The following is a 17,964-nucleotide window of genomic DNA, read 5'->3' on the forward strand; positions in this document are numbered from 1 at the left end:
GCGCACTCGCGCCGCGCCGGGGGCGCCGGGCAGGCGGATGCGCCGGGTACGCCGGTTCCCGCGCGCTCACGCGTGCGACGTGAGCACCCACAGCACGCGGGCCCGTTCGGTCTCCGACGGGTTGCGCCAGATGTGCGCGTGGCGGGCGTCAAAGCTCATCGAGTCGCCCTCCTCAAGCAAGAATTCCTCGGCTTCGATCCGCATTTCAAGCACCCCCGCGAGCACCACCACGAACTCGCGGTCGACGGGCAGGCGGTACGGCTCGGGTTCGAACCCACCGCCGGGTTCGACCACGGTCTCGATCACCTGCACGTTGCTCTGTCCCGGCGGGGTCAGGATCTCGTCCGCCACCCCGTTGCCCATGAGCATCGCTGGTCCGCGCTCTGAGCGGCGGCTCACAAACACCCGCGGCGGGTCGAAGAGCCGCCCCATCGGCATGGTGAGCGCGTCACAGATCGCCGCGAGCGAGGTGACCGACGCCGAAGCGAGCCCGCGCTCAACCTGCGAGATGAACCCCTTGGTCAGCCCAGTGAACTCGGCGACGCTGCTGATCGTCATGCCGCGCTCCTCGCGCGCGACGCGGAGCCTGAACCCGATCTGTTCGAGCTGAGCCGACGCGCTACTGTGCGGCGGCCGGGCTGCGGTGCGGCGTTCGGCCATTGCGTTCCTCCCGAGACACGGGAAGAGACGTCATATTCCCCGCTGCTCTATCCTGCCCTGCCCGGGGCGTTGACGAAAGCCCGAGTCCTTGTTTAGTATGCCCATACAGAGTATCACCTGAATAAACTAGCGCGGACGATGCGGTCCGCGGAGGGGGCACCATCAGATGCGGCTTGGACAGGCAATCAGCTCGCTCCTCACGGAGTACGGGACGAGACACATCTTCGGGATTCCCGGGGTGCACACGCTCGAGCTCTTCCGCGATATCTCCGAGAGCGGGCTGCGGGTCGTGATTCCGCGCCACGAGCAGGGCGCCGGCTTCATGGCAGACGCGTACACGCGGGTGTCCGGCCGCCCCGGCGTCTGCTACCTCATCACGGGTCCCGGGGTACTCAACGCGCTCACCCCGATCGCGCAGGCCTGGCACGACTCGATCCCGCTCCTCATCATCGGGTCCACCGTGACCCGCGAGCAGCTCGGCGCGCATCGCGGCACCCTGCACGACACCCCGGACCTCGCACCGGTGCTGCGGCCGTTCGCCCTGATCAGCGAGACGGTCACCAACGCCGAGCGCGCCGCCGAGCTCATCGACGAGGCCTTCCGGCGCTGGGAGACCGAGCGACCACGCCCCGTCTACATCGGGATCCCCCGAGATCTCCTCGAGGAGGAGGTCGGCGAGCTGCACCGTCCCGTCGCTGATCCACTCGCTCCCACGCCCCTGCCGGAGGGCGCGAGCGCCGAGTCGGACGCTGCCGCCGAGGCGCTCGGCGATGCGCTCGGCGCCATCCGCACTGCCCGGCGGCCGATCATCATCGCCGGCGGGGGCGCGCGCCACGACGGCCCCGCAGTGCGCGCGCTCGCGGAGCGGTTGGCCGCGCCCGTGATCCTCACCGGCAACGCGAAGGGCCTCCTCCCCGAGGCGCACCCGCTCAACGCCGGCATCAGCCTGCCATTCCCACGCACCCAAGAGCTCGCGACCGAGGCGGATCTCGTGCTCGCGCTCGGCACCGAGCTGTCCGACTTCGAGGTGCTGTTCACTGGGACGCCCGAACCCCGCCTCACCAACATCGTCCGCGTCGACATCGACCCGGACGTCGCCCACCCCGATCAGTCACGACCAACGCTGCCGCTCCGGGTCGGGGCGTTCATCGAGCGCGCGCTCGCGGAGCTTCCCGGCGCCAGCCATGACGGTCGGGCCGCGGGGGCCGCACGCGCCACGGCGGCCCAGGCCGGGCTCGCGGCAGCGCGCGCCGCAGACCCGCACACCCCGTGGATCGATGCGATCAGCCGCGCGCTCCCAGCGACGGCGATCCTCACGGCCGACTCCGCTCAGGTCGCCTACCAGGCGCACCACTTCCTCCCGCTCGACGAGCCGGGCCGCTGGCTCGCGCCGTACGGCTACGGCACGCTCGGCCCGGCGCTCCCGATGGCGATCGGCGCCGCGCTCGCCGCCCCCGAGAGCCCCGTCGTCGCGCTCGCCGGCGACGGCAGCGCACTCTTCACCCTCACGGAGCTCGCAACTGCCCGCGACCTCGGGGCTAACCTCACGTTCGTCATCTGGGACAACGGGGGCTACCGCGAAATCGAGGTGTCGTTCGAGCGCGCGCACATCGACCCGGCCGGCGTCCGCACCACGGCGCACGACCTTGGCGCGATCGCCGCGGGATTCGGGGCCGACGTCACGCTGGCCGGCTCCCCCGATGAACTCGAGGCGGCGCTCCGCGCAGCCACCGCGCAGCCCGGCCTCTCGGTGCTCATCGCGCGCGCCCCCGCAGACTTCCGCGTCGCCGCAGACACCCTCACCTCAGGAGCCCCCGCATGAGCCTCGAACTTCCATACGTCGTTAGCGCCGACGCCACCGGCGCCCCCATCACCGGACAGGTCGACTTCTCGCGGGTGCCCCGCTTCGCGGGGCCGGGTACCTTCGCCGGGCTGCCGCGTCTCAGCGACGTCGGCGAGGCGAGCGCCGGGGTGATCGGCATCCCGTTCGACTCCGGGGTCACCTACCGGCCCGGGGCACGGTTCGGCCCGGCCGGGATCCGCGGCGCGAGCGAACTGATCCGGCCCTACAACGTTGAGCTAGAGAGCTACCCGTTCGGCGCGCACCAGGTCGCCGATGTGGGGAACCTCGCGGTGACCCCGTTCGGTGTCGACCGCGCGGTCGACGCAATGCTCACCGGTCTCGCAGCGGCGCGCGAGCGGGCAGGGAAGCTCGTAATCCTCGGCGGCGACCACACGGTCGCGTACCCGGCGATCAAGACCCTCGCGCGACACCACGGCCCCATCTCAGTGCTGCACTTCGACGCGCACATCGACACTTTCGGCAGCTACTTCGGTGCGCACATGCACCACGGCGCACCGTTCCGGCGCGCGTCAGAGGAGGGGTTCCTCGATCCGGAGGGCTGCATGCACGTCGGGATCCGCGGGCCGCTGTACGGTCCGCACGACCTCTCGGAGGATCGCGCGCTCGGATTCCAGACGGTGCACGCGAGCGAGTTCTCCACCACCGGGCTCGACGGGATCCTCGAGCAGATGCTGCGACGCCTGGGCGAACGCCCCGTCTACGTGTCGGTCGACATCGACGTGCTTGACCCAGCCTTCGCCCCCGGCACCGGAACGCCCGAGCCCGGCGGGCTCACGAGCCGGGAGCTGCTCTACCTGCTCCGCGGCATCGCGCCGCTGAACATCGTGGGGGCCGACATCGTCGAGGTCGCTCCTGCCTACGATCACGCCGATGTCACCTCGCTTGCCGCCGCGCACGTGGCGTACGAACTCCTGTCCATCTGGGGCAGGTGACCCCCACGCCGGCCCGCTGACCCGGGCCGGCGCCCAACGAAACGGAAAGTTCAATGACGACACTCTCCCGGTCACTCTCGGCCGTCGCGCTCACCGGCGCGGCGGCGCTCCTCCTCGCCGCGTGCTCAAGCGAGGCCGCCGCCCCACCCTCCGACCGCGATTTCGGCACCCCCAAGGTCGGCACCATCGCCGAGGGGATCCTCGACGGCGTCACCCTCACCTATGCCGGCCCAGGCGGTATTTTTCAGGAGGGGCAAGACGAGGCAATCTGGCAGCCGTTCGCGGCCGCGTCGGGCGCAACGATGCAGATGGACGCCTTCGACTCGGGCAAGCTCAAGGCGATGGTCGACAGCGGCAACGTCTCCTGGGACATCGTCGACACCTCGCAGGTCGACACCGCGCGCGGCTGCGGCACCCTCTACGAAAAGATCGACCCGTCACAGATCGACACCTCCGAGCTCCCCGAGGGCACCATCACCGACGAGTGCATGATCCCGAACGTGATGTACGGCTTCGTCATCGCCTACAACACCGAGGTCTTCGGCGACAACCCGCCCACCAGCGCCGCCGACTTCTTCGACACGAAGCAGTTCCCCGGCAAGCGCACCGTGCCGCAGACCACGTACGTTGACCCGCAGAACCTCGAGTTCCCGCTCCTCGCCGACGGCGTGGACCTCGCCGCGCTGCGCCCCGAGCACATCGACCAGGCAATCGAGAAGTACCAGTCGCTCGGCGACGACATGATCGCCTGGACCACCGGGGCGCAGGCCCAGCAGCAGCTTGAGAGCGGCGAGGCAGTGATGGGGTACGTCTGGTCGGGCCGCGGCTACGGTGCCGCCGAGGCCGGTGCGCCGATCGCGCCCGTGTGGGATGAGTGGCTCGTCGCAATCGACTCGACAGCGATCCCGAAGGGGGCGAAGGACCCTGAGGCGTCGCACGCGGCGATCAACTACTTCCTGGGCGCGGAGCAGCAGGCCGGCATGACCGAGCTGAACTCGATGTCCCCGGTCAACGTGAACGCCGAGCCGCAGGTCGACGAGACGCTCGCCGAGTGGCTGGCGAGCACGCGATTCGAGACGGGGCACGTGCCCAACTTCGAGTTCTGGGTCGAGAACTACGACGCGATGGCGGCTGCCTGGTCGAAGTGGGTCACCGGGGCCTAGCCGGGGCCTCCCGCGCAGCGGGGCCCCGCGCAGCGGGGGCCCCGCGCAGCCGGGTCGGGTGCGGCACACCGAGCCGTGCCCCACCCGGCTGCGCGCACCGCACGGGCCCCGCAGCCCCGCGCTCCACGACCTCGCGCCGCGCCGACGTTCTTCCAGCTAGTTCATAGCAAACGATCAGAGACTGGGTACATGAACGCTCAGCCAAAGGGACCCCGGATTCTTATCGTCGACGACGAGCCGAACATCCGCGAGCTGCTCAGCACGAGCTTGCGTTTCGCTGGCTTCGGTGTGCGCGCTGTTGCCAATGGCGCCCAGACCATCTCGGCTGTGCTTGAGGAAGAGCCCGATCTGATCGTGCTCGACGTCATGCTGCCGGACATGAACGGCTTCAGTGTCACCAAGCGCCTGCGCTCGGCCGGCTACACCGCGCCCATCATCTTCCTCACCGCGAAGGACGACACCGAGGACAAGATCGAGGGCCTCACGGTCGGCGGCGACGACTACGTGACCAAGCCGTTCAGCCTCGACGAGATCATCGCCCGCATCAAGGCCGTGCTCCGCCGCACCATCCAGGAAGACGAGGACTCCGTGCTCTCCGTCGGCCCCGTCACGATGGACCAGGACACGCACGAGGTCACCGTCGAGGGCGCGTCCGTCGAGCTCTCCCCCACCGAGTTCAAGCTCCTGCGCTACCTCATGCAGAACGCGAACCGCGTGCTCTCGAAGGCGCAGATCCTCGACCACGTCTGGGAGTACGACTTCAACGGCGACGCGGGAATCGTCGAGTCGTACATCTCGTACCTGCGCCGCAAGCTCGATCCGCTGACCGAAGAATCGCTGATCCAGACCAAGCGCGGCTTCGGGTACATGCTCAAGACTGAAGCGAAGTAACGGTGAGCCGGCCGAGCAAGGAGTCACGGCCGAGCTTCGCGGAACGGTGGGCTGATATTTCGCTTCGCGCGAAGATCACCGGCGTCACTGTTTTCATCCTGTTCCTCGGGCTCATCGTCGCGGGCGTGGGCACCCTCTCGGTGCTCCGCCCGATGCTGCTCGCAAACCAGACCGCCACGCTCACTCAGATCCGCAAGGACCCCACCACGGTGCTCGCGGCCGGAGCGAACTCCGTTAACCTCTCGCGCGAGGACATCCTGTACGCGAGCCAGCAGTACTACGTCGCGCTGTTCGACGCCGCCGGCGCCCTGCAGTACGACAACACGCACGGGCAGCGCTCGTCGTCGGTGCCCGAGCTGCTCTCGCCGCTGACGCTCGACTCGCTCACGCAGGATCCGACGCAGTTCATCCCCATGACCAGCGCCGACCGCACCAACTGGCGCGCGGTCGCGGTGCCAGTCCTCGTGCCCGGGCAGTCCGGCGGGATGCTGCTCATCGCGGTCTCAACGGCGGGCATCAACCAGGTCGTCGCCCAGTACGTGATCATCTTCACCGGCTTCGGGATCGCGGTGATCCTGCTCGGCGCCGCCCTCACGCGACTCCTCGTCACCACCACGTTCTTGCCGCTCGCGGAGGTTGAACAGACGGCGCTGGAGATCGCGCGCGGCGACACCTCGAAGCGCATCATGGTGGCCAGCCCGCACACCGAGGTCGGCCACCTCGGCGAGTCGCTCAACGTGATGCTCGACCGGCTCGACGGCTCCCTCGAGGAGCAGGCGCGCACCATCGAGCGCATGCGCCGCTTCATCGGCGACGCCAGCCACGAGCTGCGCACCCCGCTCGTCTCGGTGCGCGGCTACGCCGAGCTGTACCGCATGGGCGCGCTCCAGGAGACCGAGCAGGTGGGCCAGGCGATGGAGCGGATCGAGAAAGAAGCGATCCGCATGACCTCCCTCGTGGAGGATCTCCTCGCCCTCGCCCGGCTCGACGAGCGCCGGCCCCTGGTACTCGCGTCGCTCCCGCTCAACCAGCTCGCCCGCGACGCAGCCCTCGACGCGCGCGCCCAGGCACCCGACCGCGAGGTCACGGTCGTGGAGGACGACGCCGACCCCATCGTGGTCGGCGACGAGCACAAGGTGCGGCAGCTGCTCACCAACCTCATCGGCAACGCGATGCGGCACACCCCGGAGGGGAGCCCCATCGAGATCGTCGTGTCCACGCCCGAGCAGGCGGAGGGCGAGACCGCGGCGGCGCGCTTCGAGATCGTCGACCACGGCGAGGGGGTGCCCGAGCAGATCCGCGACAAGATCTTCGGCCGATTCTGGCGGGCTGACTCGTCGCGCAACCGGGAGACCGGTGGCTCCGGCCTGGGGCTCGCCATCGTGCAGTCGATCGTCGAGGCCCACCGCGGCACCGTGAGCGTGCACGAGACACCCGGTGGCGGGGCGACATTCCGCGTCGACCTCCCCGGCACCCACCCGGATCCCACTACGGGCTCAACGCCCACCGTGCAGACCGCGGCGGTGCGCGCCGTGGGTTCGGAGGCGGCGGTGGGCGCGGGCGGCGCTAGCGCCGATTCGGGCGCTGCCCCTGCGTCCGGCGACGCCGCCCAGGCGGGCGCGGAGGGCGCGGAGGGCGCGGCGCCGACCGCGCCCGTCGACCCCGCCTGACCCGGCCGACCCGGCCGACCCAGCAGAGGACACCCCCGCGGAGGGCCCAGACACCCGCTAGGCGCACTCCGACGGCGCCCACGAGGGGCGGGACGCTGCAGAGCAGTGTCCCGCCCCCCTCGCTGCGTTCCCGCCTCCCTGCCGCGCCCCGCGAGCCCGTCCCCGCGCCCGCGCCCGCGCCCCGCGCCCGCGCCCCGCGCCCGCGCCCCGCGCCCGCGCCCCGCGCCCGCGCCTCGCGCCCCTTCCCCCTCGCCGAGTGGAGCCAAAACACCCCTTCTCGCCGCGCTAAGGGACTCTTTGGCTCCACTCGGCGGCGGGGCCCGGGAGAAGTCACCCACGCACAGGGCCTGCGGCGGCGAGAGGGCAACCCCGCCCCGCCCCTCGCCCGCGCCTCTCACCCTCGCCCCCCTCGCCGAGTGGAGCGAGAACACCCCTTCACGACGCGCGAAGGGGTGCTTTGGCTCCACTCAAAAAGGGCCCGAGCCACACGGGCTCACGCATGGGCCGGGCCACACGCGCCCATACAGGCCCGAGCCCCACGCGCCAGCACAGCGCCGGGCACACGCCCACCACACCACACGAGCCCACACTGGAACCGCACACCACGCAACCGCGCCCCTCACCCTCGCCCCGCCCGCTCGCCGCGCCCCTGCCCCCTCGCCGAGTGGAGCGAAAACACCCCTTCACGGCGCGCGAAGGGGCGCTTTGGCTCCACTCAACAGGGGCCGGGCCACACGAGCCCACACAGGAGCCGCACCCCAGGCCACACAGGCCCACGTCGCTCCCCCCCCACCCCGCAAACGCCAACAGGGGGCCGCGCCCGAAGGCGCGACCCCCTGTCAGGGTGTGTGGGACTTAGAAGTCCATGCCACCGGTCGGGTCACCGGCCGGAGCGGCGCCAGCCGGCTCAGGCTTGTCGGCGACGACGACCTCGGTGGTGAGGAACAGGCCTGCGATCGACGCGGCGTTCTGCAGCGCCGAGCGCGTCACCTTGGCCGGGTCGAGGATGCCCTGCGCGGCGAGATCGCCGTACTCGCCGGTCGCGGCGTTGAGGCCGTGCCCGAGCGGGAGGTTCGCAACGCGATCCACAACAACGCCGGGCTCGAGGCCCGCGTTGAGCGCGATCTGGCGCAGCGGCGCCTCGATGGCTGCCTGGACGATGCGAGCGCCAACTGCCTCGCTGTCGCTCAGCTCAAGCGTGTCGAAGACGTCCTTGCCGGCCTGGATCAGCGCGACGCCGCCACCGGGGAGCACGCCCTCTTCAACCGCAGCCTTCGCGTTGCGGACTGCGTCCTCGATGCGGTGCTTGCGCTCCTTGAGCTCAACCTCGGTCGCCGCGCCAGCCTTGATGACTGCCACGCCGCCGGCGAGCTTCGCGAGGCGCTCCTGGAGCTTCTCGCGGTCGTAGTCGCTGTCGGTGCTCTCGATCTCGCGACGGATCTGGGACACGCGGCCCTGGATCGCCTCTTCTTCGCCGCCACCCTGAACGATGGTGGTCTCGTCCTTGGTGATGATGACCTTGCGCGCGGTGCCGAGCATGTCGAGGGTGGTGTTCTCAAGCTTGAGGCCGACCTCCTCGGAGATGACCTGGCCGCCGGTGAGGATCGCGATGTCCTGGAGCATTGCCTTGCGGCGGTCGCCGAAGCCCGGAGCCTTGACGGCTGCGGACTTGAAGATGCCGCGGATCTTGTTGAGCACGAGCGTCGCGAGAGCCTCGCCCTCGACGTCCTCAGCGATGATGAGGAGCTGCTTGCCCGACTGGATCACGGGATCGACGACGGGGAGGAGGTCCTTGATGTTGGAGACCTTGCCGTTGACGATGAGGACGTAGGGATCCTCGAAGACTGCTTCCTGGCGATCCGCGTCCGTGACGAAGTATGCGGAGAGGTAGCCCTTGTCGAAGCGCATGCCCTCGGTGAGCTCGAGCTCGGTGCCGAACGTGTTCGACTCCTCGACGGTGACGACGCCTTCCTTGCCGACCTTGTCGATGGCCTCGGCGATCAGGGCGCCGATCTGCTCGTCAGCGGCGGAGATGGACGCGGTGGCGGCGATCTCGGCGGTGGTCTCGATCTCCTTGGCGTTCTCGAGGAGCTTCGCGGTCATTGCCGCAACAGCCTTCTCGATGCCCTTCTTGATCGCGATGGGGTCGCTACCTGCGGCAACGTTGCGCAGGCCCTCGCGCACGAGTGCCTGGGCGAGAACGGTCGCGGTGGTCGTTCCGTCACCGGCGACGTCGTCGGTCTTCTTGGCGACCTCCTTGACCAGCTCAGCGCCGATCTTCTCGTACGGGTCGTCGAGCTCGATCTCCTTGGCGATGGAGACGCCGTCGTTCGTGATGGTGGGGGCGCCCCACTTCTTCTCGAGGACGACGTTGCGGCCACGCGGGCCGAGCGTCACCTTTACGGCATCAGCGAGAATGTTCAGGCCTCGCTCAAGCCCACGACGTGCTTCCTCATCAAACGCAATGATCTTTGCCATGTAATTCGCCTCTCCTGGACGTTCTCGTAGTGGTGAGCAGCGCACCGACGCCGGGCGTCGATGCGCGAAGCTTTAGCACTCAGCCGATTCGACTGCTAACACCAATCTTGGCACTCACACGTGGCGAGTGCAAGCGGTAGCGCTCGCGTACAGCGAACAGGGAGGGAGCGAGATCGCCGCGGCGGCGGATCAGGAAGTTGGGGCTGCGGGATCCGTCGCGAGACCCGTCGCCGGATCGATCGGGAAGCCCGTCACCGGGTCGATCTCCCATCCCGTGGCGGGGTCGATCTCGACGGCCTCGTCCGACTCCGTGGTCCCCGATGCGTCCGGCGCCGCGTCCGCCTCGGCGGTCATTGCGGCGGCCTCGTCGAGGCCCGGGCCGCGGTAGTCGGCGCCGAGCAGCACGACGAGGTCTGCCGCATAGTCTGCGTAGTCCGTGGTGGTGTAGGTCGACAGCCCGCCCAGCTCCTTCGCCAGGCCGGCCGCGGCCGCGGCGTCCTCGGGATCCGAGTAGAAGACCGCGGAGATCTCGACGTCCGATTCGGAGGCACTCCCCCAGAAGAGCACCGATCCCCACTTTTGGTCGGTGATGATCGTGCCGACCGCCGAGGACAGGTGCTCAGTCGTGGTCCCGTTCAGGATCGCGATGGTCGCATCTGGATCGAGTTTCGCGTCCGGGGTCGCCGCGGTCGCGCTCGAACTCGGAGACTGACCCGTGACCGGGAGCTTTCCGGCGTTGCCGGCGGCGTGCACTGCGAGGACACCGATCCCGGTCAGCACTGCGAAACCGAGCAGCCCAGCGATCAAGAACTGCCAGGTGTACCGCGGCCGAGCCGTCATGCGGTGAGCGCCCACGCGTCCGCTGTGCGGGATCCGGTCGAAGCGATCCTCAGGGTAGTCCTGGCGAGCCCCACGGCGCGCTGGTGCGCCTTCGGTTCGCTTCGCCACGAATGGCCCTCCTCGGTTTGGTCACTATCAGTGCGATCGTCGCGGGTACTCCGCGGGGATCAGCCACTAGAGTACAACGCCGTTCCTGCCAGAACGGTGGATCCCGTACACTCGCAGTTTCGCGTCCCTCCTCGCGCGCACGCGCCGCGGACACGCAGCGGACGCGCTACTGCAGAGAATCGGGCGCGTACACGGCGCGCGCGAGGCCGTCGATCACGTCGGGGATCCGCGTACCGCCGGCAAACAGGAGCGTGTCGTCGACGTCGATGATCCGGCGGTTCTTCCCCGCCGTGGTGAGGGCGATGCTCGGCTGCGCTTCGAGCAGGCCGTCCACGCCGCCGGCGCTCTCGAGCCCCTTCGTCATCACCAGGATCACATCGGGGTCGATCGCGATCAGTGCTTCGTCGGTCATGGGCTTTTCGCCCTTCCACCCGATCTCCTCGGCGACGTCGAGCGCGCCGATCGACTCGATCAGGCTGTCCACCCCGCTGCCCTCGCCGAACAGGTAGTAGATGCCGGACGTGCCGCGCACGTAGAGGAACGCCACGCGAGGCAGCTTGCTCTCGTCCGCGGGGATCAGCTCCGCGACCTCGGCTTCCTTGTCGGCGATCGCCTGCTGCAGGATCTCGATGAGCGGGGGCGCCGCAGCGCTCACGCCGAGCGCGTCAGCCACCTGCTGCGCCGTCACGTACGTGGTCTCGGCGTCAACGGCACGGTCGACGGTGATCACGGGGATGCCCGCGTCGCGCAGCTGCAGCACCACGTCGGTCGGCCCAATACTGCCGTCGGTGATGATCACGCTGGGGCTGAGCGCGAGCACGCCCTCGGCGTCGATTGAGTGGCCGTCCTTCGTGACGATCGGAATATCCTCCGCGCCGGGGAAGTTCGTGGAGATGTCGCGGCCCACGAGGCGGTCCGAGAGCCCGTACGCGTGCACGAGCTCGCCCAGCGAGCCGCTGAGCGAGAGCGCGAGCACCCGCGACGCGTCGGTCACCGTGATCTCGGTGTCGCCCGAGCGGTCGTGCGAGGTGACGGTCACCGGGAGTTCGGGCTCGGGAGCGTCCCCGAGCGGGGCGATCGACGGCCCACCGATGCGCGCGGTCGTTGGCCCCTCGTAGTTCCGCGGGTCGGCGAGCGGGGTCAGCTCGGAGAGCGGCGGCAGCGCGACCGCCTCGGCCTCGGTCTCGGGCGTCGCCGTTGCGTCCGTCTGGCAGGCGGTGAGTCCCACCCCGAGCAGCGCGACGGTGACGAGCGCGAGCGCCCGCCGCAGGTGCCTGCCGCGAATCGTCTGCATGGTGGGTCCCCTCACGGTCGCGCGGTGGCGCTGGGGCCGTACCCCAGGCCAGGTGAAATCGCTGAATAAATGCCGAATATCACCGGGAGTGAGTCTAACCTAGGGAAGGTATGATGAACGTGAGAGGTCGCCGCGGGGACGTGGCATCCGGAGCGCGTGCGCACACGGATCCTCCCCCCTCGCACCCTTACGAAAGCTGCTCGCCGCACGCATGACACCATCCAACAGAACATCTGCCTCGCGGCATGCCGCGAAGACGACGATCCTGTTTACCGTCCTCGGGGTCGCACTCATCGCTTCGATCCTCGTTTCGGCGGGAACGGGTCAGCTCGGCGTCCCGCCGCAGGAGGTCCTCGGATCGCTGCTGCACCGGATCGGGATCGACTGGCTCCCGATGCCGAGTCACCCGGCGGGCGACCAGACGCTCTGGGCGATCCGCTTCCCCCGTGTGTCGATGGCGGCGCTCGTCGGAGCGGGCCTGGCGGTGTCTGGTCTCCTCATGCAGGCGATCTTCGGCAACCCGCTCGCGGAGCCCGGCGTGATCGGTATCTCCTCGGGTGCGGCGGTGGGTGCGGGCCTCGCAATCGTCTTCGGTCTCACCATCTTCGGCGAGTGGACCACGGCGATCCTCGCCTTCATCTTCGGGCTCGGAGCGACGCTGATCGTCTACGCGATGAGCCGCGCAGACGGCAAAACCGAGGTGGTCACCCTGGTGCTCACCGGTATCGCGGTGAACGCGATCGGCGGCGCCGGGATCGCGCTACTCACCTTCCTGGGCGATACGCAGTCGCGCGAGCAGATCGTGTTCTGGCAGCTCGGCAGCCTCGCGGGCAGCCGCTGGTCGCAGGTGCTCATCATCGCGCCGATCATCGCGATCGGCCTGCTCGCCGCCTACATCGCCGCGCACAAGCTCGACCTGCTGGCGCTCGGTGAGCGCAACGCCCGCCACCTCGGCGTCAACGTCGAGGCGCTCCGCATCACCATGATCTTCGTGGTGGCGCTGCTCGTGGGCGCATCGGTCGCGTTCGCCGGGATCATCTCGTTTGTCGGCCTCGTGATCCCGCACCTCATGCGCATGGTGCTCGGGCCGGCGCACCTGCCGCTCGTCACCGCCAGCGCGCTGGGCGGCGCCCTGCTGCTCACGCTCGCGGACCTCGCGGCGCGCACGCTCGTGCCCATGGCCGACATGCCGATCGGCATGCTCACCGCACTCGTCGGCGGCCCCTTCTTCTTCTGGCTGCTGCGACGCACGCGCAAGCGGAGCGGAGGCTGGGGATGAGCGCCCGGCACATTGAGCTGCCCACGCGGGCGCGGGCCGGAGACGTGGTCTGCGCGGCCGAATCGGTCGTGCTCACCCGCGGGGGCCGCGCGCTCCTCGACGATGTCTCACTCGAGGTTCGCGCCGGCGAGGTGCTCGCACTGCTCGGGCCGAACGGCGCGGGCAAGTCGACCCTGCTGAGCGTACTCTCGGGCGATGTCTCGCCCGACGGCGGCGTGGCGAAGTTCGGCGGTAAGCCGATCGCCGACTGGTCGCTGGGCGACCTGTCCCGGCGGCGCAGCGTGCTGCTGCAGGACAACCAGCTGCTGTTCCCGTTCACCGTGCACCAGGTGGTCGAGATGGGCCGGGCGCCGTGGCGCCGCACGCCGTTCGAGGACGAGGACAACGAGGCTATTTCCGAGGCGATCGCGTCAGCGGACATCGGCCACCTCGGCAACCGTCGCGTGCCGTCACTCTCTGGCGGAGAGCGCGCGCGCACCGCGTTCGCACGCGTCATGGCGGGTCGCACGGGCGTCCTGATGCTCGACGAGCCCACCGCGGCCCTCGATCTGGGGCACCAGGAGGCGGTGCTCGGGCTCGCACGCGAGCGTGCCGCCGCGGGCGACGCCGTGCTCGTCGTGCTGCACGATCTCAACCTCGCCGCGGCCTACTCCGACAGGATCGCGCTGCTGCGCGACGGCAAGATCGCCGCCTGCGATGTGCCGGATCGGGTCCTCACCGCTGAGATCGTCAGCGATGTGTATCGCACGCCGGTCGAGATCATTCCCCACCCGGTCACCGGGCGCGGGATCGTGATGCCGAAGCGCGGCGCGTAGCGACGAGGCCGCGAGCCGACGAGGCGCGCGCCCGCACCACGAGAGGAGGGCCCCCACGCAGTGCGTGGGGGCCCTCCTCTTGGTTCTGGTCGTGCGCTCGGGCTCGGGCGCGGGTGGGCGTCAGCCCACCCGCGGACGCGCTCGCCCCGCCCGCGGCGGGTTCACTCCGCCCGCGGCGGGTTCACTCCGCCCGCGGGGGGTTAGGCGTCGGGCTCGCTGCGCCCGTCGGGGCTCTCAACAGCGGGGGCCGCCTCGGGCTGCGTGCGCTTCCGCCCGGCCAGCAACATGCCGCCGGTGACACCGATCACGAGCAGCGCGACCGCGCCGATCCCAATTGGGAGCCACGGGATCGAGGGGGTGGCGGCGGGCTCGGGGGTGCTCGGCGTGGTCTCCGGGCTCGCCGTGGCCTGCGGCGTCTCGGTCGGCGCCGCAGTGCTCGCGCCCAGTTCACACCCGGCAACGGTGGCGTTCAGCACCACCGGGTCGAGCTCCTCCCCCGCGACGTAGCTGCCGTAGTCTCCGTTGAGCGCGGCGGCGCCCTCGGAGGTGAGCCGGGGGACCGCCCCCTGGATGGAGAGCTCGGTGCCGCCGGCCTCCACCGCGCCGGTGAGGTCGATCTTCGCGGCGCGGATCGTCGTCGCGGCGGCCTCCCCGCCGGCGTCCGCGGAATCAGTCGCGCCGATCGTCAGCGTGAGATAGGCCGTGTCTTCACCCTCGAACTCGACGATCGGATCGGCGAGGTCGAGCTTCATCGCGCCGTCGTGTCCGGTGAAGTGCACGGCGCCGGTGAAGCCGATCTGCCCGCTCTCAAGGTCGCTCGCGACCTCGCCGCTCGCGGCGTTCCAGATGAAGTCCGGAGTCTCGTAGCGCATGTCGTCGCTGACGGTCCACTCACCGTTCGCGATTGAACCGCTGATGTACGAGCGGAAGCTCTCCTTCACACCCCAGTTCAGCGTCGCAGTGCTGACGCTGCAGCTCGCGTCCGTCGTCGTCGCGGCCACCGGCGCCGCGACGGCGGCCGCGGGCGCGGCGAGCAGTCCGACGCTCAGGGTCGCCGTGCCGATGAGCGCCGCGGCCCGGGAAGGAAAAGTCGAGTTCATGATGGTGCATTCCTCACGTGTGTGTTCTGACCAAGCGTAGCCGGGGCGGCACGGAGACTCCCGCGCCGCCCCGGCTCCGACGTTCAGACCTCGCTGTTGCGGCGACGCTGTGCGACAACGAGGCCGCTCAGGGTTCCCGCGATGAGCAGCAGGCCTGCCGCGCTCGCCCACCAGATCCAGGCGGTGCTCGGCTCTGCCTGCGCGACGCCAGCGGCCATCGGCGCTTCAGCAACCGCCTCGACCGAGGCCTTCGGCGTCACGGGCTGCTCGGCCGACTTCTTCTTCTTTGCCTTCTCGGCGAGCACGGTGATCACGGCGCCCGCGTCCGCGCTCCCCTGCAGGGTGATGGTGTGCTCGCCAGGCTCGAGGTCCTCCGGAAGGGCTCCGATCCAGCGCACCACGCCGTTCGCGTCGGCACCGGCCGCGTCATCGAGCACGATCGGGTCGGAGTAGAGCACCACGAGCACGTCGCGCTCCTTCGCTTCGAAGCCGGCGGCCTCGAACTCGATCTCGCCCCCGGGAACCAGATCCGCAGCCGGGGTGATCACGCGGATACCCGAGGTGGTCGGCGCCGATGCGGCGGCGGTGCGCTTCGTATCGACCGCGCCCACGGCGGTGGCCCCGAAGGTTGCTCCGCTCACTGCGCCGACCGTGAACGACACCGGGTCGGCGCCGAACGCGCCGCCGCCGCCGTTGCCCGAGCCGCTGATCGCGCCCGAGAGCGGCACGCCAGTCCAGGTCACCTCACCGTTGGCGCCGACCGACTTGGATCCGGCGCCGAGGTTGAGCCCAAAGGTGCGGCCGCCGGCCGTGAGCGTGCCTGAGCTCGGCCCGGTGACCGCGATCACCGGGTTGCTGAACGACTCCGACATCAGGCCCTTGTGCCCGGTGAAGGTCACAACGCCCGAGTACTGCACCGTGCCGGTCTGCGAGGCGGCGTCCCAGGAACTGCTCGACTGCGGGAAGACGTATGCCCCCGCACCGCCGCCGACGCCGCTCGTGCCGACGCTGCCCTTGGCAATTCGGCCGGTCGTGTAGGCCGCGAACCCGCTCGAGACACCCCAGGTGAGGGATCCTGCCTGCTGGCCGTTTGCGGCCGGAGCGACCGGGGCGGGCTGCACCGGCTTCTCGGTCGTCGGCTTCGTGGGCTTCGTCGGCTTCGTGGGGGTCGGCGGCGTCACCGGCTTCACGTTCGCGGCGACACCAACGGTGAAGCTCGCGGTGTCGAGCGTGTCGCCCACGTTGAGGTATTCCTGGAAGAACTGCTTCGCACCCGCCTCTGTGAGCGTCACCGGCGCGCCCGTGAAGCGTACCGAGTCAGCCGTGGGCTTCTGCTTCTTGGCCTTCGCCAGGTCCATCGTCGCGATCGTGAGCAGCTTTCCGCCGTACTCGGCACGCAGCTCGGCACGGTTCGCGCTCGTCACATTGATCACCGGGTTGGTGAGGTTGAGGTTCAGTGCGCCGCTGTGCCCCGTGAAGTTCACGTTGCCCGCGAACTTCACGGACCCGGTCTGCTTCTTGGCGTCCCACGAGCCCCCGGCCACCTGCGGGAACTTGTACACGCTCGTTCCCGTCGCCGGGCTCGAAACAGTGATCTTGCCGCTGGCGATCGGGCCGGTGACGTATTCGCGGAACTGCTTCCGGACGCCCCACTCGAAGCTCCCGGCGAGCGTGTCAACCTTCGGCGGGAACACCGCGTCCCACTGCGCCGCGGTCACGGTGAGGGGCAGCGTCAGCACGTTGGCGCTCGCGCTCGGGCCCGTCTTGCCCGACCACACCAGCACATCGTACTTCTGCGCGCGGTTGAGGTCCTTCGCCGAGGCGGTGATCACCGCGGTGACCGCGCCGTTCGCCGGAATCGTCGCCACCGTCTGCGTCCCGATGGGGGTCGCCTTCGCCGCGGTTCCGGCCTTGATCAGCGCAACGTGAACGCCCTGCGGGTAGCTGGCGGGATCGATCCCCCGCAGGCTCGCGGTCACGCTCAGCGTGTTCTTCGCCGCGTCGCTCACGGCGGCCTTGCCGCTCGCCACGAACTCGACGCCGACCACCTCGTCCCACTGCTCCTCGGTGACCTTCACGTCGGCCCGGGCGAGCATCCGGTCCTTGGACGCCAGTCCGTGCGCGCGCCACACGATGACCTCGTACTCGGTGTTCCGGTCGAGCGCCTCGGCGTTCGCCTCGAGCTGCACCGTTGCCGCACCGTTCTTGATGTTCGCGCGCGGAACGAACGCGTACGCGAGCCCCATGTTCGTGCCGCTCAGCTCGGCCTCGGTCCCGCGCTCGATGAACGCGACGTAGATTCCGGCGTCACCGGCGTCGAGCTCGATATCGGAGATGACGTTCGTCGTGGAGATTCCCGCGCTGCTCACGTTCGAGATGCCCGTAACCAGCTTCGTTCCCGCGCTGGGGAGCACCTGGTCCCACTGCGCACTCGACACCGACAGCTCAGCAACCGCGTAGATCGTATCCGCAGACGGAATCGTGTGCGCCGTCCAGGCCACCACCTCATACTGCTTCGACCGATCAAGCTTCGCCGCAGCAACCTCAAGCGTGCTCGTCGCCGCACCATCAGTGAACGCCGTCGGACGCACAAACTCCATCGCCAGACCCATGTTCGACTGCGACAGCTCCGACGCCGTCCCGGCCTCGATCACCGCAACATACGCACCGGTCGGCGACACAATGTTCGCCAGCTCAGTCGTCACCGTCAGCCCAGCCGCAGACGCCGCAGACACCTTCGGCTTCACCGACGCCGCAGCACTCGGGAACACCTCGTCCCACTGCGCACTCGACACCGACAGCTCAGCAACCGCGTAGATCGTATCCGCAGACGGAATCGTGTGCGCCGTCCAGGCCACCACCTCATACTG

At 69.7% G+C, this 17,964-nt stretch carries 13 protein-coding genes; 7 read left to right on the forward strand and 6 right to left on the reverse strand.

Going from position 1 to position 17,964, the window contains the following annotated elements:
- Nucleotides 1-66: 66 nt before the first annotated feature.
- The gene (locus tag EV139_RS08405) at nucleotides 67-660 is read right to left on the reverse strand and encodes a helix-turn-helix domain-containing protein (RefSeq protein WP_130453862.1); all 594 of its coding nucleotides are present in this window, start codon (nucleotides 658-660) and stop codon (nucleotides 67-69) included.
- Nucleotides 661-826: 166 nt separating this feature from the next.
- On the opposite strand from EV139_RS08405, the gene EV139_RS08410 reads away from it, so the two are divergent.
- The 5 genes from EV139_RS08410 to EV139_RS08430 all read left to right on the forward strand — a co-directional run bounded on the left by EV139_RS08410 (nucleotide 827) and on the right by EV139_RS08430 (nucleotide 7,180).
- Nucleotides 827-2,482: a 5-guanidino-2-oxopentanoate decarboxylase gene (locus tag EV139_RS08410; RefSeq protein ID WP_130453863.1), complete on the forward strand. Its 1,656-nt coding sequence runs from the start codon at nucleotides 827-829 to the stop codon at nucleotides 2,480-2,482.
- Nucleotides 2,479-3,456: an agmatinase gene (gene speB / locus EV139_RS08415; RefSeq protein ID WP_130453864.1), complete on the forward strand. Its 978-nt coding sequence runs from the start codon at nucleotides 2,479-2,481 to the stop codon at nucleotides 3,454-3,456. The genes EV139_RS08410 and speB overlap by 4 nt, the downstream gene beginning before the upstream one ends.
- A gap of 53 nt (nucleotides 3,457-3,509) precedes the next feature.
- Complete coding sequence (locus tag EV139_RS08420; RefSeq protein ID WP_130453865.1) at nucleotides 3,510-4,619, forward strand: ABC transporter substrate-binding protein; 1,110 nt, start codon at nucleotides 3,510-3,512, stop codon at nucleotides 4,617-4,619.
- 189 nt (nucleotides 4,620-4,808) lie between these two features.
- Nucleotides 4,809-5,510, forward strand: a complete 702-nt coding sequence (locus EV139_RS08425) for a response regulator transcription factor (protein ID WP_130453866.1) — start codon at nucleotides 4,809-4,811, stop codon at nucleotides 5,508-5,510.
- 2 nt (nucleotides 5,511-5,512) lie between these two features.
- Complete coding sequence (locus tag EV139_RS08430) at nucleotides 5,513-7,180, forward strand: sensor histidine kinase (protein WP_130453867.1); 1,668 nt, start codon at nucleotides 5,513-5,515, stop codon at nucleotides 7,178-7,180.
- A gap of 855 nt (nucleotides 7,181-8,035) precedes the next feature.
- Here the strand turns inward: EV139_RS08430 and groL are convergent.
- The 3 genes from groL to EV139_RS08445 form a co-directional block, all read right to left on the reverse strand.
- Nucleotides 8,036-9,658, reverse strand: a complete 1,623-nt coding sequence (groL, locus tag EV139_RS08435; RefSeq protein ID WP_130453868.1) for a chaperonin GroEL — start codon at nucleotides 9,656-9,658, stop codon at nucleotides 8,036-8,038.
- A 189-nt stretch (nucleotides 9,659-9,847) separates the two neighbouring features.
- The gene (locus EV139_RS08440) at nucleotides 9,848-10,606 is read right to left on the reverse strand and encodes a LytR C-terminal domain-containing protein (RefSeq protein ID WP_241989001.1); all 759 of its coding nucleotides are present in this window, start codon (nucleotides 10,604-10,606) and stop codon (nucleotides 9,848-9,850) included.
- 166 nt (nucleotides 10,607-10,772) lie between these two features.
- Nucleotides 10,773-11,900: a heme/hemin ABC transporter substrate-binding protein gene (locus tag EV139_RS08445; protein ID WP_130453869.1), complete on the reverse strand. Its 1,128-nt coding sequence runs from the start codon at nucleotides 11,898-11,900 to the stop codon at nucleotides 10,773-10,775.
- A 211-nt stretch (nucleotides 11,901-12,111) separates the two neighbouring features.
- Here EV139_RS08445 and EV139_RS08450 point away from each other — a divergent pair, with 211 nt between their 5' ends.
- Both EV139_RS08450 and EV139_RS08455 read left to right on the forward strand, forming a co-directional pair.
- Nucleotides 12,112-13,179: a FecCD family ABC transporter permease gene (locus tag EV139_RS08450; protein ID WP_130453870.1), complete on the forward strand. Its 1,068-nt coding sequence runs from the start codon at nucleotides 12,112-12,114 to the stop codon at nucleotides 13,177-13,179.
- Nucleotides 13,176-13,994 (forward strand): heme ABC transporter ATP-binding protein, encoded by an 819-nt coding sequence (locus EV139_RS08455; RefSeq protein WP_198677500.1) that lies wholly within the window; start codon nucleotides 13,176-13,178, stop codon nucleotides 13,992-13,994. The genes EV139_RS08450 and EV139_RS08455 overlap by 4 nt, the downstream gene beginning before the upstream one ends.
- Nucleotides 13,995-14,194: 200 nt before the next feature.
- Here EV139_RS08455 and EV139_RS08465 read toward each other — a convergent pair whose 3' ends face one another.
- Together EV139_RS08465 and EV139_RS08470 are read right to left on the reverse strand one after the other, a co-directional pair.
- Entirely contained in the window at nucleotides 14,195-15,094 is a 900-nt protein-coding gene (locus EV139_RS08465; RefSeq protein WP_130453872.1) for an HtaA domain-containing protein, read from the reverse strand.
- An 83-nt stretch (nucleotides 15,095-15,177) separates the two neighbouring features.
- Nucleotides 15,178-17,964 (reverse strand): HtaA domain-containing protein (locus EV139_RS08470; RefSeq protein ID WP_198677501.1); only part of this gene is annotated, 2,787 nt, incomplete at its 5' end.

This window comes from Leucobacter luti (genome assembly GCF_004217175.1).
Taxonomy (GTDB): Bacteria; Actinomycetota; Actinomycetes; order Actinomycetales; family Microbacteriaceae; genus Leucobacter; species Leucobacter luti.

Bases quoted from the DNA above. Each gene is read 5' to 3' on its own strand.
- EV139_RS08425 (WP_130453866.1), top strand. From the start codon at position 4,809: ATGAACGCTCAGCCAAAGGGACCCCGGATTCTTATCGTCGACGACGAG.
- EV139_RS08420 (WP_130453865.1), top strand. From the start codon at position 3,510: ATGACGACACTCTCCCGGTCACTCTCGGCCGTCGCGCTCACCGGCGCG.
- EV139_RS08450 (WP_130453870.1), top strand. From the start codon at position 12,112: ATGACACCATCCAACAGAACATCTGCCTCGCGGCATGCCGCGAAGACG.
- EV139_RS08405 (WP_130453862.1), bottom strand. From the start codon at position 660: ATGGCCGAACGCCGCACCGCAGCCCGGCCGCCGCACAGTAGCGCGTCG.
- speB (WP_130453864.1), top strand. From the start codon at position 2,479: ATGAGCCTCGAACTTCCATACGTCGTTAGCGCCGACGCCACCGGCGCC.
- groL (WP_130453868.1), bottom strand. From the start codon at position 9,658: ATGGCAAAGATCATTGCGTTTGATGAGGAAGCACGTCGTGGGCTTGAG.
- EV139_RS08465 (WP_130453872.1), bottom strand. From the start codon at position 15,094: ATGAACTCGACTTTTCCTTCCCGGGCCGCGGCGCTCATCGGCACGGCG.
- EV139_RS08455 (WP_198677500.1), top strand. From the start codon at position 13,176: ATGAGCGCCCGGCACATTGAGCTGCCCACGCGGGCGCGGGCCGGAGAC.
- EV139_RS08445 (WP_130453869.1), bottom strand. From the start codon at position 11,900: ATGCAGACGATTCGCGGCAGGCACCTGCGGCGGGCGCTCGCGCTCGTC.
- EV139_RS08410 (WP_130453863.1), top strand. From the start codon at position 827: ATGCGGCTTGGACAGGCAATCAGCTCGCTCCTCACGGAGTACGGGACG.